We start from the raw sequence: 14,497 nt of genomic DNA, 5'->3' as shown, positions 1-14,497 counted from the left end.
TCAGCGCGGGCGGCATCGGCGCGGTGATCTTCCGCTTCGCGGAAGGCCGCTGCCCGGCTTGAAGATTTGCAAGCCCCCCCGCCATGAAACAAAGGGGGCTGGGGCATGATGGGTGCGATGGCGGCAGGGACGACAGTCCGGCGACGCGCGGTGGGCTGGCTGGCGGGTGCGGCGGCGCTGATCGGCGGCGTGCTGCCGGCGGCGCAGGCGATGGCGCAGGCGGCGCCGCGCGACACGCTGGTGGTGCTGCGCGAGATCGATGCGGATCGCTACGATCCGGCGCGCACCTCGGCGACGGCGGCGGGCGAGGCGCTGTTCCTGCTGGCCGACACGCTGGTCACGCTGGACTGGGACCAGAAGACGGTGCGCCCCGGGCTCGCCGAAAGCTGGACGGTCAGCGAGGATGGCCGCACCTATACCTTCAAGCTGCGCCAGGGCGTCAGCTTCTGCGACGGCAAGGCCTTCACCGCGCGCGACGTGGTCTACAGCATCAAGCGCTGGATCGACCCGGCGACGCGCAGCCCGGTGCGCTGGCGCGCGGGCCCGGTGGAAGACATCACCGCGCCCGACGACTTCACCGTCGTCTACCGGCTGAAGGAGCCGTTCAGCGAGCTGCTGCTGCAGCTGACCAACTATTTCGCCAGCATCGTCGACCAGGCGACGGTCGAGAAGCTGGGCGACAATTTCGGCGTGCAGGGCTTCAACGGCACCGGCCCCTATTGCTGGCAGTCCTGGACGCCGCGGCAGGAAATGGTGCTGACGCGCCACCCGCGCTACAACTGGGGTCCGCCGATCTACCAGAACCCCTCGCCGCAGGTCGAGCGGATCATGCTGCGGGTCATCCCTGAATCCAACACCCGGCTGGCCGCGGTGCAGTCGGGCCAGGGCGACGTGACGCAGTGGATCCCGTATTTCGCGCTGGAAGGGCTGCGCAAGGTGCCCGGCCTGACGGTGCAGCAGCAGCCGGTCCACTTCTACGACATCTTCCTCGGCTTCAAGGTCGATCACCCGGTGGCCAGCGACGCGGTGATCCGCCGCGCGGTGAACATGGCGATCGACAAGCAGGCGATCGCCAAGGTCGCCTTCTTCGGCGCCGGGCAGCCGGCGGACAGCTACATCAACCCGGGCAGCCAGGATTACGACGCGGAAGCGGCGAAGCTGGTGCCGCGCTTCGACCCGGCCGCGGCGCGCAAGCTGCTGGACGAGGCCGGCTGGGCGGCCGGCGCCGACGGCGTCCGTGTCAAGGACGGCCAGCGCGCCAGCCTGCTGGTCTATGCGCTGCAGAGCGGCATCAACAACACCATCCTGCAGGCGGTGCAGGCCGATCTGCGGCGCGTCGGCATCGAGCTGCGGGTGCAGCTGTGGGATGCGACCGTCGGCTGGGGCAAGCTGGCGACGCAGGAGTTCGACACCTTCGTCATGGCCTACCCGTATATGTCGGCGACCGACGCCTTCTCGCTGTACTTCCCCAGCGCGAACCGTCCGACGCCGAACCGGATGAACTGGAACGATCCGGAGACCGACCAGGCGCTGGCCGCCGCGCGGCAGGCGACCGACCCGGCCGAGCGGGCCCGCATCATCGGCGGGCTGCAGCGGCGCATCGCGGAAGCGAATGTCTGGGTGCCCCTGCTGCGCCAGCCTTTGTGGGTGGTGGCCGCCCCCCGCGTCGAGGGCGTCCGCGCCCACGGCATCTACGGCGTGGCGCTGTACAAGGGCCTCGACATCCGCCTGAAGCGCTGAGAACAGGCAGAAAAAAGAGGGGGGTCCGGGGGAATTCTTTCCCCCGGCCTTTTTTCTTGTCAGTCTGCTGACCTTCCGCTTTCCCGGGATTCCCGATGACCGACGACGAGCTCGACCGCTTGATCGACGCCCAGGCAGCCTTGCTGGGCTTTTCGATACGCCCGGACTGGCGGGAAGCGATCCGCGCGAACTTGCGGGTGACGCTGCGCTTCGGCGCCATGGTCGACACCTTCGAATTGCCTGACGAGGCCGAGCCCGCCCCGGTCTTCGCCGCGTGACCCCCTGGCAGGATGCGGCCTCGCTCGCCGCCGCCGTGCGGTCCGGCGAGATCACCGCGGTGTCGGTGCTGACGGCCACCCTCGATCGCATCGCGCGGCGCGACCCGGCGCTGGGCGCCTTCACCGCGCTGGTCTCGGCGCGGGCGATGGCGCGGGCCGAGGCGCTGGACGCCGCACGCGCCGCGGGCGAGGCGCTGGGCCCGCTGGCCGGCGTGCCTTTCGCGGTGAAGAACCTGTTCGACGTGGCCGGGCTGCCGACGCTGGCGGGCAGCGCGATCAACCGCGGCCGGGCCTCGGCGACGCGGGATGCGACGCTGGTCGCCCGGCTGGAGGCGCAGGGCGCCATCCTGGTGGGCGCGCTGAACATGGGCGAATACGCCTATGACTTCACCGGCGAGAATGCGCATGACGGGCCGTCGCGCAATCCGCATGACCTGGGGCGGATGAGCGGCGGGTCGTCCGGCGGGTCGGGCTCGGCGGTGGCCGGCGGGCTGGTGCCGATCGCGCTGGGCTCGGACACCAATGGCTCGATCCGGGTGCCGGCCTCGCTCTGCGGCATCTTCGGGCTGAAGCCGACCTATGGGCGGTTGTCGCGCGCCGGCAGCTTTCCGTTCGTCGACAGCTTCGACCATCTTGGCCCCTTGGCGCGGACCGTGCGCGACCTGGCGCTAAGCTATGACGCCATGCAGGGCCCGGACCCGGCCGACCCGTCCTGCGCGCGCCGCCCGGTGGAGCCGAGCCTGCCCGGGCTGGAGGGCGGCATCGGCGGGCTGCGCATCGCCCGCGCCTGCGGCTATTTCCGCCAGGGCCTGTCGCCCGAGGCCGCGCTGGCCACCGACGCCGTTGCGCATGCGCTGGGCGTCACCGCCGAGATCGAGATCCCCGAGGCCGCGCGCGCCCGCGCCGCCGCCTATCTGATCACCACCGCCGAGGGCGGCGCGCTGCATCTGGACCGGCTGCGGACCCGCGCCGAAGAGTTCGACCCCGACACCCGCGACCGGCTGATCGCCGGCTGCATGACCCCTGCCCCGCTGCTGATCAAGGCGCAGAAATTCCGGCGCTGGTACCAGCAGCAGGTGCTGCGGCTGTTCGACAAGGTGGATGCCATCATCGCGCCGGCGACGCCGACCACGGCGCCCTTGCTCGGCCAGAAGCTGTTTTCCATCGGCGGCGAAACCCTGCCGGTCCGCGCCAATCTGGGGATGTTCACCCAGCCGATCTCCTTCATCGGCCTGCCGGTGGTGGCGGTGCCGGTGCCGGAGATGGGCGCGGCGCGGCTGCCGATCGGCGTGCAGGTCATCGCCGCCCCCTGGCGCGAGGATATCTGCCTGCGCATCGCGCGGCACCTGGAACAGCATGGCGTGGCGCGGGCGCCGCGGCCGGTGGAGTGAGCCCGATGGAACGCGACATCCCCAGCGTGAAGGCCGAGGTCGAGGCGGCCTTCGCCGCCTATGAACGGGCGCTGACCACCAATGACGTGGCCGCGCTGGACGCCGCCTTCGACACCACGCCGCAGACGCTGCGCTACGGCGCGGCGGAGAACCTCTATGGCGCGGCGGAAATCGCCGCCTTCCGCGCGGCGCGCCCCTCGGCCGGGCTGGTGCGCACCCTGCAGCGGACGCTGATCACCACCTATGGGCAGGATTTCGCCGTCGCCTCGACGCTGTTCACCCGCGACACCGCGCCGGGCAAGATCGGCCGGCAGCAGCAGAGCTGGGTCCGCCTGCCGCAGGGCTGGCGGGTGGTCGCGGCGCATGTCAGCGTGATCGACGATCCCGCCGGCTGACGCGCCCTACTGCACGTAGCGGCTTTTGTTCTCGAGCTACTGGACGTAGCTCATGGGCGCGCCGCTCTCCGGGTGGCGCATCACCCCGAGCGGCAGGCCGTAGATTTCCTGCAGCCGCGCCGGCGTCATGATCTCCTCGGGCGTGCCGCGGGCGACCAGGCGGCCGGAATGCAGCGCGATCAGCTCGTCGCAATAGCGGGCGGCCATGTTGACGTCGTGCAGCACCACGACGATGCCGACGCCGCGCTCGCGGCTGAGGCGCTGGACCAGGGCCAGCACCTCCACCTGGTGGGCGATGTCGAGGGCGCTGATCGGCTCGTCCAGCAGCAGCCAGCCGGCATCCTGGGCGACCAGCATGGCCAGCCAGACGCGCTGCCGCTCGCCGCCCGACAGCGTCTCCACCTGGCGGTCGGCCAGGGCCGCGACGCCGGTCAGCGCCATGGCCTCCTCGACCTTCTGCCGGTCGTCGGCGCCGAAGCGGCCCAGCGCGCCATGCCAGGGATAGCGGCCGAGCGCCACCAGCTCGCGCACCAGCATGGCCTCGGCGGCGGCGGTCTGCTGCGGCAGATAGGCCACCTGGCGGGCGAAGGCGCGCTCCTTCCAGCGCGGCAGGGCCTGGCCGCCGAAGGCGATGGCGCCGCCGCTGGGCGGCTGCTGCCGGGCCAGCAGCTTCAGCAGGGTCGACTTGCCGGAGCCGTTATGGCCGATCAGCCCGATCACCCGCCCGGGCTCCAGGGTCAGGCTCAGCGGATGCAGCAGCATGCGGCCGGGGACGGCGAAATTGACGCCGTCCAGCGCGTAGCGGGCGGCATCGGTGGGCTGGTCGAGCATGCGGGATCCCCTCGGGCGGCGCGCCACGGATAGCAACCGGCGCCGCGGCTGGCGAGGGCCCGCCTTCTCAGCCGTCGAGACGCAGGCCCAGCGCCTCGATCAGCGTCGGCACCGCCGGCACCCTGCCAGCCGGGCGCCCGAGAACACCGCCAGCGGCACCACCAGGCCGTCGCGCAGCACGGCGCCGGCGGTGGCATAGTCGGTCACCGCCAGCCCCGCCGTGCCGCGCCACCAGATCGATGCCGCCGCCGGGGGGACAGGCCACCAGCCAGCGCAGCGGCGGCCCGGCGGCGGGCAGGCCAAGCGCACGGCGGGGCAGCATCGGGCACGGCATGGTGAGGGCTTCCAGAGCGTCGGCGCGACCATGGCATCGCAAAAATCGCTTGTCATCGCCTGGCAGGAGTCCAAGCTCGACGGGCCGAACCGGAAGGGATCCGTCGCGATGCGCGCCAACCACCTCCACGCCGCCGACCAGGCGCATTTCATCCACCAGCAGACCGACCTGGAGGCCTTCGCCAAGGATGGCCCCCTGCTGATGGAGCGCGGCGACGGCGTCCATGTGGTCGACACCGAGGGCAAGCGCTATATCGAGGGCATGGCCGGCCTGTGGTGCTCCAGCCTCGGCTTCAGCGAGAAGCGCCTGGCCGAGGCCGCCTACCAGCAGATGCTGAAGCTGCCCTATTACCACACCTTCTACGGCCGCGGGCACGAGCCCTCCGCCGAGCTCGCCGAGAAGCTGGTGGGCATGGCCCCCGACGGGCTGAACCACGTGCTGTTCCAGTGCTCGGGCTCCGAGTGCAACGACGCCGCCATCAAGCTGATCTGGTATTTCAACAACCTGACCGGCCGCCCGCAGAAGAAGAAGCTGATCGGCCGCATCCGCGGCTATCACGGCAACACGGTGGCCACCGCCTCGCTCTCCGGCCAGCCGCATATGCAGGCCGACTTCGACCTGCCCTATGGCGACCGCTTCCTGCACATCAGCAACCCCAACTACTACCGCGCCCACACCGCCGGCGAGACGGAAGAACAATTCTCTGGCCGCATGGCCGCCGAGCTGGAAGCGCTGATCGAGCGCGAGGGCGCCGACACCATCGCGGCGATGTTCGCCGAGCCGGTGCAGGGCGGCGGCGGCGCGCTGGTGCCGCCGCGCGGCTATTTCGAGGCGATCCAGCCGATCCTGAAGAAGCACGACATCCTGCTGGTCGCCGACGAGGTGATCTGCGGCTTCGGCCGAACCGGCAGCATGTGGGGCTCCGAGACCTTCGACCTGCAGCCCGACATGCTGTCCTGCGCCAAGCAGCTGTCGGCCAGCTACCAGCCGATCTCGGCGCTGCTGATCTCGGACCGCATCCACGAGGCCCTGGTCGCCGGCAGCCGCAAGCACGGCACGCTCGGCCATGGCTACACCTATGGCGGCCATCCGGTGGCTTGCGCCGTCGCCCTCGAGACGCTGAAGATCTACGAGGAGCGCGACATCGTCACCCATATCCGCCAGGTCTCGCCGGTCTTCCTGGAAGGGCTGAAAGCCTTCGCCGACCATCCCCTGGTGGGCGAGGTGCGCGGCGTCGGCCTGATCGCCGGCGTCGAGCTGATGGCGGACAAACTGCGCCGCGAGGCCTTCCCGGCGGCGCGCAAGGTCGGGCTGATGGTGCAGCAGAAGGCAGAAGCGGAAGGCCTGATCATCCGCGCCATCGGCGACCGCATCGCCTTCTCGCCGCCGCTGATCATCAGCGAAAGCGAAACCCGCGAGCTGTGCGCGCGCTTCGGCCGGGCGCTCGACGCGGTTTGGGCGGAGCTGCAGATCGCGTCGATTCCAGCGGTGGCCTGAAGAGAAGACAGGTTAAAGGCCAGGGGAATGAATTCCCCTGGACCCCTTCTTTTTTCTGTCAGATTGCCATGTCCACGTGGAGACAGTACTCGCCACGGCCAATCAACAGCGCGACCTTCGAGGTCGCGCTGTTTTTGTATGATGGCGTCCCGCCTTGATGCCCTGGCCACATTTCCGGTGATGCGATGGTCACCGAACGGCCGGTGATCAGAAAAAAGAAGGGGGTTCGGGGGAATTCATTCCCCCGACCTACCCCTTTACTTCAGTTCCGCCTTCACGATCGCCTCGAAGCACGCCACGCCGATCGGCGAGAGGTCGTCATTGAAGTCGTAGCGCCCGTTATGGACGTTGGTGCGGCTGGTTTCGCTCTCGGCGGCCTGGCCGATCAGCAGGAAGGCGCCGGGGGCGTTCTGCAGCATGTAGGAAAAATCCTCGCCGGCGGTGAGCGAGGGGAAGTCGCCCTTGATGGCGGCCTCGCCCACCACCGTCGCGGCGGCGGTCGCCGCCAGCGCCGCCTGGTCGGGGGTGTTGATGGTCGGCGGGTAGGAGCGGCGGTAGTCCAGCTCCACCTCGACGCCATGGGCGGCGGCGGTGCCGGCCACGACCTGGTGGAACAGCCGGTCCATCTCGGCGCGCATCTCGGGCAGCAGGGTGCGGATGGTGCCGCGCATTTCCACCACCTCGGGGATGACGATGTCGGAGGTGCCGGCATGGAACTGGCCGACGCTGATCACCGCGGTGCCATGCGGGTCGACGCGGCGGCTGACCAGGGATTGCAGCGCGGCGTAGAGCTGAGTCGCCGCCGGCAGCGGGTCCAGGCCGCGATGCGGCTCGGCGCCGTGGCTGCTCTTGCCCTTCAGGCGGATGGCGAAATAGTCCACCGCGGCCAGCACGGTGCCGGGGCGCACGGCCACCGTGCCCAGCGGCAGGGTCGGCAGGTTGTGGATGCCGTAGACGGCGTCGCAGGGGAAGCGCTGGAACAGCCCGTCCTCCACCATGGCCAGCGCCCCCGTCAGGCCTTCCTCGGCCGGCTGGAAGATGAAGTGCACGGTGCCGGCGAAGTCGCGGGTGGCGGCCAGATGCTTGGCGGTGCCCAGCAGCATCGCGGTGTGGCCGTCATGGCCGCAGGCATGCATCTTGCCGGGGTTCTGGCTGCGATGGGGGATGTCGTTCAGCTCCGGCATCGGCAGCGCGTCCATGTCGGCGCGCAGGCCGATGCTGCGGTTGCCGGGGCGGCTGCCGCGCAGCACGCCGACCACGCCGGTGCGGCCGATGCCGCGATGCACCTCCAGCCCCCAGGCTTCCAGCTTCTCGGCGACGATGCCGCTGGTGCGCACCTCCTCGAAGCCGATTTCCGGATGGGCGTGGAAGTCGCGCCGCCAGGTGGTGATCTCTTCCTTCAGCGCGGCGATCGGGGCGGGAACGGGCATGGCGCGGTTCTCTTTCCTGCGGGATGCGGCCGAGCCTATTTTTCTTCTCCTTGAAGTGTCAAGGAACGATGTTTTAGTGTCACTGGATGACACTCGACGCTTCCCCGCCTGGGGCGCCCCCCGGAGCTCCCCCTGGGGTCCCCCTGGTGCGCGCGCTGGATCGCGGCCTGGCGCTGCTGGCCACCTTCACGCCGGAGCAGCCGCGCCGCACGCTGACCGAGCTTGCCGCGGCCGCGGCGCTGGACAAGGGCACCGCGCGGCGGCTGCTGCACACTCTGCTGCAGGCCGGCTTCCTGCGCGTCGAGGACGGGCGCTACAGCCTCTCCACCCGCATCCTGGCCATGGCAGCCGCGGTCGAGACCGGGGGAGGCCTGCGCGCGGCAGCCGCCGGCCACCTGCGGGCGCTCGCCGCCGAATGCCGCGCCACCGCCTTCCTGTGGGTGGCCGAGGAAGGCCGCGCCCTCTGCCTCGACCGCGCTTTGGTCGAGCTGCCGGATGTCGAGGCGCTGTGGTTCGCCGTCGGCGCCCATGCCACGCTGAATGCCGGCGCCGGGCCGCGGGTGCTGCTGGCCTGGCTGGATCCGCCGGCGCAGCGCCAGGCGCTGGCCCTGCCGCTGACCCGCCGCACCCCCGCCGGCGAGACCGATCCCCCTGCCCTGCTGCGCGCCGCCGCCGCCATCCGCGCCCGCGGGCATGAGCTGGTGCAGGATGATTTCGTCATCGGCCTGGGCGGGCTCGGCGTGCCGGTCCTCGCGCGCGGCGGGGCGTTGCTCGGCGCGCTGAGCATCGCCACCCTGAGCACCGCCTTCGCGCCGGACAGGCCGGGCGGGCCGCCGCCGCAGCTCGCTGCCCTGCAGCGCGCGGCAACGGCCATCGCCGCCGCGCTGTAGCGCTCAATGCCGCGCGACCGGGGTCAGCGCGGCCCGCGGCAGCGGCCAGCGCGCCAGGCTTTCCTCGCGCGCGGCGAGCTCGGGCAGCAGCGCCGCCAGCGCCGCCTGCGTGGCCGCGGTCGCGCGCAGCAGCGGCAGCCGCGGCGTCGCGTCGCACAGCCCGAGCAGGCCGAGCGCCGCCTTCACCGGCACCGGATTGCTCTCCAGGAACAACGCCTCCGACAGCGGCGCCAGGGTGTCGCGCAGCTCGGCCAGCCGCCCGGCCTCGCCCTCGCGGCCGGCGTCGAACAACGCGCGGCACAGGCCGGGCAGCAGATTGGCGGTGACCGAGATGCAGCCGGCGCCGCCCATCGCCTGATGCGCGGCGACGCTGGCATCGTCGCCGCAGAATTGCAGCAGCTCCGCCCCGCAGAGCCGGCGCAGCCGGGCCGGCCGCGCCAGGTCGGCCGTCGCATCCTTCAGCGCCTGGATGGCGCCTTCCTCGAACAGCCGCGCGACGGTGGCATCCTCGCAGGCCACCGCGCTGCGCCCCGGCACGTCGTAGAGAATGACCGGCAGCCCCGAGGCGGCGGCGATGGCGCGCAGATGCGCCGCGATCCCCGCCTGCGACGGCCGCACATAGGGCGGCGGCGCGGCCAGCAGCGCGGTGGCGCCGCAGCGCTCGGCCTGCAGCGCCAGCTTCACGGCGGCCTCGGTGCAGGGGGCGCCGACGCCGGCGATGACGGGCACGCGGCCGGCCACGCCCTCCACCGCCCCGGCGATGGCCTGGGCCTGCTCGGCGGGGCTCAGCGCCGCGGCCTCGCCGGTGCTGCCGCAGACCACGACGCCGCCGGCGCCGCGCAGCGCCGCGCGCTCGGCCAGCAGGGCCAGGGCGGCGAGGTCCAGCGCGCCATCCGCCGCGCGGAAGGGGGTGACCAGCGCCGGCATGACGCCGCCGAAGCTTGGCCGGTGATAGCGGAACATCTGGCTCACCGCCCCGCCGCGGGGGCGCAGGCGCCGATGACCAGCACCTGGCCGCCGGCACGCCGCACGCGCACCTGGCAGAAGCCGAGCGCCGCCAGCCGCAGCGCCACCGCCCGGGCCCGCGCCACCGCGCCGCGGCCCATCAGCCGCATCGCCAGCCGGCCCTGCCGCGCGCCGCCGCGCAGCGCCCGCCGGGCGGCGAGGGCGATGCCCTCCGCCTCGGCCGCATCGGCGACGCGCGGCGCCAGCACCACCTCGGCCGGGTCGGGATGCGCCGGCGGCACGGCGCTGCCCATGGCCGCCAGGCAGCCGCGCCGGGCGCTGGCGCAGACCAGCGCCAGGCTGGGGCGCCCCAGCACCAGCACGCGGTCCTCGCGGGCGGCGTCCACGGCATCGAGCAGGGAAATCTCGGGATCAGGCATCGGGTCCTCCACGGCCGCCACCCTGGCGCCGCGCCGCATCAGGGCGCGATGCGGAAGCCGGGCGCGCCGCGTCAGCGCCGCGTCAAGAAGCCTCCGTCGAGGCAGGCGCCGGTGGCGCAGGGAACGGCGCGCGCGAAGCCAGGACACAGCCTGAGCCAGGCCAGTGAAATGAATTCCCCTGGAACCCCCTCTTTTTTCTTTCTGTTTTCAGAAACAACGGCGGCAGGATCGCAGGACGGAAAAAGCGAGGAAAAATTCCATGCGCATCCATCGGCGCAGCCTGCTGGCCGCCAGCCTCGTCGCGCCCGCCGCGCGCGCGCAACCAGCCTTCCCCAACCGGCCGATCAGGCTGATCTACCCCTTCGCCCCCGGCACCGGCGACGGGCTGGCACGCGCCCTGGCCGAGGCCGCGCGCGACATCCTCGGCCAGCCGATCGTCGTCGAGAACAAGCCGGGCGCCAACACCATGATCGGCGCCGAAGCCGCCGCCCGCGCCTCGCCCGATGGCCATGCCCTGGGCTGGGTCACCACCAGCACCCTGGCGCTCAACCCGCATTTCCACCCCAACCTGCCCTACCGCCTGCAGGACTTCGCGCCGCTGACCCTGGTCTATCGCGCCCCCGTCGCCTTCGCCGCCGCGGCCGACCTGCCCGGCGGCGATTTCGCCGGCACCATGGCGCATCTGCGCCAGAATCCGGGCCTGGCCTTCGGCAGCGTCGGCAATGGCAGCACGCCGCACCTGGTCATGGAGATGCTGCAGGGCATCACCGGCATCCGCCTGGTCAATGCCGGCTATCGCGACGAGCAGGCGGCGCTCGCCGACCTGATGACCGGCCGCATCCCGCTCTATGCCGGCTCGCTCGACACGCTGCTGCCGCATCGGGGCAGCGGCCGCTTCCGCGTCCTCGCCCTGTCATCGCCGCAGCGCCTGCCCGCCGCCCCGGCGGTGCCGACCTTCGCCGAGCTCGGCCGACCGGAGCTGGTGGTGCGCGACTGGCACGGCATCTGCGCCCCCACCGGCACGCCGACGCCGATCCTGCTGCGGCTGGCCGACGCCCTGTCCGCCGCGGTGAGAAGCCCGCTGGTCCAGTCCCGCGCCACCCCGGACATGGCGCTGGACCCGATCAGCCTGGAGGACTTCGCCACCCTCATCCACCGCGACTTCTCGTTCTATGGCAAGCTGATCCAGACCCGGGGGATCAACCTGGGCTAAGCCGCGGGGCTGGGCTAAGCCACGGGCTGGGCTAAGCCGCGGGGCTGGCGATGCCGTCGAGCGCCGCCAGCGCCCCGGCGGGCAGCACCAGCTCGGCCGCGGCCAGGTTCTCCGCCAGATGCGCCACCGACGAGGTCCCCGGAATGGCGAGGATGTTCGGCGAGCGCCGCAGCAGCCAGGCCAGCGCCACCTGCATCGGCGTGGCGCCGAGCTGCCGCGCCACCGCGTCCAGCGCGCCGGATTGCAGCGGGCTGAAGCCGCCCAGCGGGAAGAAGGGCACGTAAGGGATGCCCTGCGCCGCCAGGCTGTCGACCAGCGCGTCGTCGCCGCGATGCGCCAGGTTGTACTGGTTCTGCACGCAGGCCACCGGGAACATCCTCTGGGCATCGGCCACCTGCCGCGCGGTGACGTTGCTCAGCCCCAGATGCCGGATCAGCCCCTGCTGCCGCAGCCCGGCCAGCACCTCCAGCGGCGCCTCCAGCGAGCCTTCGGCCGGGCCATGCACGTCCAGCATGCTGCGGAAATTCACCACCTCCAGCACGTCCAGCTTCAGGTGGCGCAGATTGTCATGCACCGCCTGGGTCAGCTCCGCCGGCGACAGCGCCGGCAGCCAGGACCCGTCGGCGCCGCGCCTGGCGCTGATCTTGGTGACGATCACCAGGTCGGCGGCATAGGGATGCAGCGCCTCGGCGATCAGCTGGTTGGTGACGTGGGGGCCGTAGAAGTCGCTGGTGTCGATATGGTTCACCCCCGCCTCCACCGCGGCGCGCAGCACGGCCCGCGCCGCATCCGGGTCGCGCGGCGGGCCGAACACCCCCGGCCCCGCCAGCTGCATGGCGCCATAGCCCAGGCGGTGGACCTCACGGTCCCCGAGACGGAAGATCCCGGCGGCATCGAGCTTCGACATGGTTCTGTTCCTCTGGTCGCTGGCCCCAAGCTGGCCCCTGTCGCGCCGCACGATAATCGGGGACAATCCGCACAGCCCGTGCGGAAAAACGAACGATGAAGCCTGACCTCGGCGACCTGAACGCTTTCCTCTCGGTCGCCCGCGCCCGCGGCTTCCGCGAGGCCGCCCGGCTGACCGGCGCCAGCGCCTCCGGCCTCAGCGAGGCGCTGCGCCGGCTGGAGGAAGGCATGGGCCTGCGCCTGCTGCACCGCACCACCCGCAGCGTCACCCCGACCGAGGCCGGACAGCGCCTGCTGGAACGCCTGGGCCCGGCGCTGGCCGAGGTCGATGCCGCGCTCGACGTGGTCAACGGCTTTCGCGACCGTCCCGCCGGCACGCTGCGGCTGAATGTCCCGGTCAGCGCCGCCCGGCTGGTGCTGCCGGCGATCATCCCGCCTTTCCTGGCCGCCTTCCCCGAGATCCGCGTCGAGCTGGAGGTGGAGGACAGCTTCGTCGACCTGGTCGCCGCCCGCTGCGATGCCGGCATCCGCTATGACGAGCGGCTGGAGCAGGACATGATCGCGCTGCCCATCGGCCCGCGCCAGCAGCGCTTCGCCACCGTGGCCTCCCCGGCCTATCTCGCCCGCCATGGGGTGCCGCAGCATCCGCGCGACCTGCTGGCGCATGCCTGCCTGCGCGGCCGCTTCACCAGCGGCGCCATGCCGCCCTGGGAATTCGAGCGCGACGGCGAGGTTCTCTTCGTCGATGTAGCCGGCCCGCTGGTGGTGCGCGTCGGCGCCGGCACCGACCTGCTGGTGGACGCGGCGCTGGCCGGCAACGGCGTACTTTTCCTGTTCGAGGACTGGCTGCGGCCGCATCTGGACCGCGGCGCCCTGCTGCCGGTGCTGGAGGATTGGTGGCAGCGCTTCCCCGGCCCCTTCCTGTATTATCCCGGCCGCCGCCTGGTGCCGGCGCCGCTGCGCGCCTTCATCGACTTCTTGCGCGGGCCGGGCGGTGCTAGACAGTCCGGCTTGACTTCCCCGCAGGCGCCATGACCCCCCCGCAAAAACCCTTCGAGATCTTTCTGGCGACCCTGCCCGGGCTGGAGGAGACGCTCTGCGCCGAGGTGAAGCTGAAGGGCTTCAAGCGCCCGCGCGCCGTCCCCGGCGGCGTCGTCCTCGAGGGCGGCTGGCCCGAGGTCTGGCGCGCCAATCTCTGGGTGCGCGGCGCCAGCCGGGTGCTGGCCCGGCTCGACGCCTTCAAGGTGCGGGAGCTGCACCAGCTCGACGCCCGCGCCCGCCACGTGCCCTGGGCCAGCGTCATGCGCCCGGATGTCCCCTTCCGGGTCGAGGCGGATTGCGCGTCGTCGCGCATCTACCATTCCGGCGCCGCCGCCGAGCGCATCGAGACCGCCATCCGCGAGACGCTGGGCGCGACTCCCGCCCCGGATGCGGCCCCGGAAGCCTCGGTGCTGGTCCGCGCCCGCATCGAGAACGACCTCTGCACCATCAGCCTCGACACCTCCGGCGAGCTGCTGCACAAGCGCGGCTACAAGCAGGCGATCAACGCGGCGCCGCTGCGCGAGACCATGGCGGCGCTGTTCCTGCAGCAATGCGGCTTCGACGGGGCCGGGCCGGTGCTGGACCCGATGTGCGGCTCCGGCACCTTCGTCATCGAGGCCGCCGAGATCGCCGCCCGGCTCAACCCAGGCCGCGCGAGAAGCTTCGCCTTCGAGCAATTCGCCAATTTCGACGCCGAGGCCTGGGCGAAGATGCGCGCGGTGCAGAGCCAGAGGGAACCCGCCGCCCGCTTCCACGGCAGCGACCGCGATGCCGGCGCCATCGCCATGAGCCAGGCCAATGCCGCCCGCGCCGGCGTCGATGCTTTCTGCTCGTTCCGCCAGGCCGCCATCAGCGAGGTGGCCCCGCCCGAGGGCGAAGGGCCGGGCCTGGTCATCCTCAACCCGCCCTATGGCAGCCGCATCGGCGACAAGCGGGCGCTGGTGCCGCTGTACCGCGCCATCGGCCAGGTGCTGAAGACGCGCTTCGCCGGCTGGCGCGTCGGCCTGCTGACCAGCGAGCCGCAGCTGGCCAAGGCGACCGGCCTGCCCTTCCTGCCGCCTGGCCCCCCGGTGCCGCATGGCGGGCTGCGCGTCACCCTGCACCGGACCGATCCGCTGGGCTAAGCCCCCCCTGGACTGACCGCCTGGGCCAGCCGGAAGGCCTTG

Annotated in this window: 15 protein-coding genes; 9 read left to right on the top strand and 6 right to left on the bottom strand. The window is 72.0% G+C overall.

Annotated features, from left to right (window positions below; all coding sequences use genetic code 11):
* The first annotated feature begins 105 nt into the window (after positions 1-105).
* From GVN67_RS06160 to hpxZ, 4 genes are all read left to right on the top strand, one after another.
* The gene (locus GVN67_RS06160) at positions 106-1,740 is read left to right on the top strand and encodes an ABC transporter substrate-binding protein (RefSeq protein ID WP_235034977.1); all 1,635 of its coding nucleotides are present in this window, start codon (positions 106-108) and stop codon (positions 1,738-1,740) included.
* A gap of 95 nt (positions 1,741-1,835) precedes the next feature.
* A complete protein-coding gene (locus tag GVN67_RS06155) occupies positions 1,836-2,018 on the top strand; it encodes a DUF4089 domain-containing protein (RefSeq protein ID WP_159993856.1) in 183 nt (60 codons plus the stop codon).
* Positions 2,015-3,409: an AtzE family amidohydrolase gene (locus tag GVN67_RS06150; protein ID WP_159993854.1), complete on the top strand. Its 1,395-nt coding sequence runs from the start codon at positions 2,015-2,017 to the stop codon at positions 3,407-3,409. The genes GVN67_RS06155 and GVN67_RS06150 overlap by 4 nt, the downstream gene beginning before the upstream one ends.
* A 5-nt stretch (positions 3,410-3,414) precedes the next feature.
* Positions 3,415-3,804, top strand: a complete 390-nt coding sequence (hpxZ, locus tag GVN67_RS06145; protein ID WP_159993852.1) for an oxalurate catabolism protein HpxZ — start codon at positions 3,415-3,417, stop codon at positions 3,802-3,804.
* Between the two features lie 36 nt (positions 3,805-3,840).
* Here the strand turns inward: hpxZ and GVN67_RS06140 are convergent, their stop codons facing one another.
* Both GVN67_RS06140 and GVN67_RS06135 read right to left on the bottom strand, forming a co-directional pair.
* The gene (locus GVN67_RS06140) at positions 3,841-4,635 is read right to left on the bottom strand and encodes an ATP-binding cassette domain-containing protein (protein WP_159993850.1); all 795 of its coding nucleotides are present in this window, start codon (positions 4,633-4,635) and stop codon (positions 3,841-3,843) included.
* A gap of 99 nt (positions 4,636-4,734) precedes the next feature.
* Positions 4,735-4,944, bottom strand: a complete 210-nt coding sequence (locus tag GVN67_RS06135; protein WP_159993848.1) for a hypothetical protein — start codon at positions 4,942-4,944, stop codon at positions 4,735-4,737.
* A gap of 133 nt (positions 4,945-5,077) precedes the next feature.
* Between GVN67_RS06135 and GVN67_RS06130 the strand changes: the two genes are divergently transcribed.
* Positions 5,078-6,466, top strand: a complete 1,389-nt coding sequence (locus GVN67_RS06130) for an aminotransferase (RefSeq protein ID WP_159993846.1) — start codon at positions 5,078-5,080, stop codon at positions 6,464-6,466.
* Between the two features lie 257 nt (positions 6,467-6,723).
* Here GVN67_RS06130 and GVN67_RS06125 read toward each other — a convergent pair whose 3' ends face one another.
* Positions 6,724-7,896 (bottom strand): M20 aminoacylase family protein, encoded by a 1,173-nt coding sequence (locus GVN67_RS06125; protein ID WP_159993844.1) that lies wholly within the window; start codon positions 7,894-7,896, stop codon positions 6,724-6,726.
* A gap of 146 nt (positions 7,897-8,042) precedes the next feature.
* Here GVN67_RS06125 and GVN67_RS06120 point away from each other — a divergent pair, with 146 nt between their 5' ends.
* Positions 8,043-8,786, top strand: coding sequence for an IclR family transcriptional regulator (locus GVN67_RS06120; RefSeq protein WP_159993842.1), 744 nt, complete (start codon positions 8,043-8,045; stop codon positions 8,784-8,786).
* Between the two features lie 3 nt (positions 8,787-8,789).
* On the opposite strand, the gene dapA is transcribed toward GVN67_RS06120, so the two are convergent.
* Both dapA and GVN67_RS06110 read right to left on the bottom strand, forming a co-directional pair.
* Entirely contained in the window at positions 8,790-9,749 is a 960-nt protein-coding gene (gene dapA, locus GVN67_RS06115) for a 4-hydroxy-tetrahydrodipicolinate synthase (RefSeq protein WP_159993903.1), read from the bottom strand.
* A 5-nt stretch (positions 9,750-9,754) separates the two neighbouring features.
* Entirely contained in the window at positions 9,755-10,171 is a 417-nt protein-coding gene (locus tag GVN67_RS06110; RefSeq protein WP_159993840.1) for a hypothetical protein, read from the bottom strand.
* Positions 10,172-10,430: 259 nt separating this feature from the next.
* Between GVN67_RS06110 and GVN67_RS06105 the strand changes: the two genes are divergently transcribed.
* On the top strand, positions 10,431-11,384 hold the full coding sequence (locus tag GVN67_RS06105) for a tripartite tricarboxylate transporter substrate binding protein (protein ID WP_159993839.1): 954 nt from the start codon (positions 10,431-10,433) through the stop codon (positions 11,382-11,384).
* A 31-nt stretch (positions 11,385-11,415) separates the two neighbouring features.
* On the opposite strand, the gene GVN67_RS06100 is transcribed toward GVN67_RS06105, so the two are convergent.
* Positions 11,416-12,291 carry an aldo/keto reductase family oxidoreductase gene (locus tag GVN67_RS06100; RefSeq protein WP_159993838.1) on the bottom strand — a complete coding sequence of 292 codons (876 nt, stop codon included), beginning with the start codon at positions 12,289-12,291 and terminating at the stop codon, positions 11,416-11,418.
* A 95-nt stretch (positions 12,292-12,386) separates the two neighbouring features.
* Here GVN67_RS06100 and GVN67_RS06095 point away from each other — a divergent pair, with 95 nt between their 5' ends.
* Both GVN67_RS06095 and GVN67_RS06090 read left to right on the top strand, forming a co-directional pair.
* Positions 12,387-13,325 (top strand): LysR family transcriptional regulator, encoded by a 939-nt coding sequence (locus tag GVN67_RS06095; RefSeq protein WP_159993837.1) that lies wholly within the window; start codon positions 12,387-12,389, stop codon positions 13,323-13,325.
* The gene (locus tag GVN67_RS06090) at positions 13,322-14,455 is read left to right on the top strand and encodes a class I SAM-dependent RNA methyltransferase (protein ID WP_159993836.1); all 1,134 of its coding nucleotides are present in this window, start codon (positions 13,322-13,324) and stop codon (positions 14,453-14,455) included. The genes GVN67_RS06095 and GVN67_RS06090 overlap by 4 nt, the downstream gene beginning before the upstream one ends.
* The last annotated feature ends 42 nt before the right edge of the window (positions 14,456-14,497 follow it).

This window comes from Roseomonas sp. 18066, assembly GCF_902706185.1.
Lineage (GTDB): Bacteria > Pseudomonadota > Alphaproteobacteria > Acetobacterales > Acetobacteraceae > Pseudoroseomonas.
The sequence above is the reverse complement of the archived record's forward strand: the minus strand, read 5'-3'. Positions and strand labels throughout refer to the sequence as shown.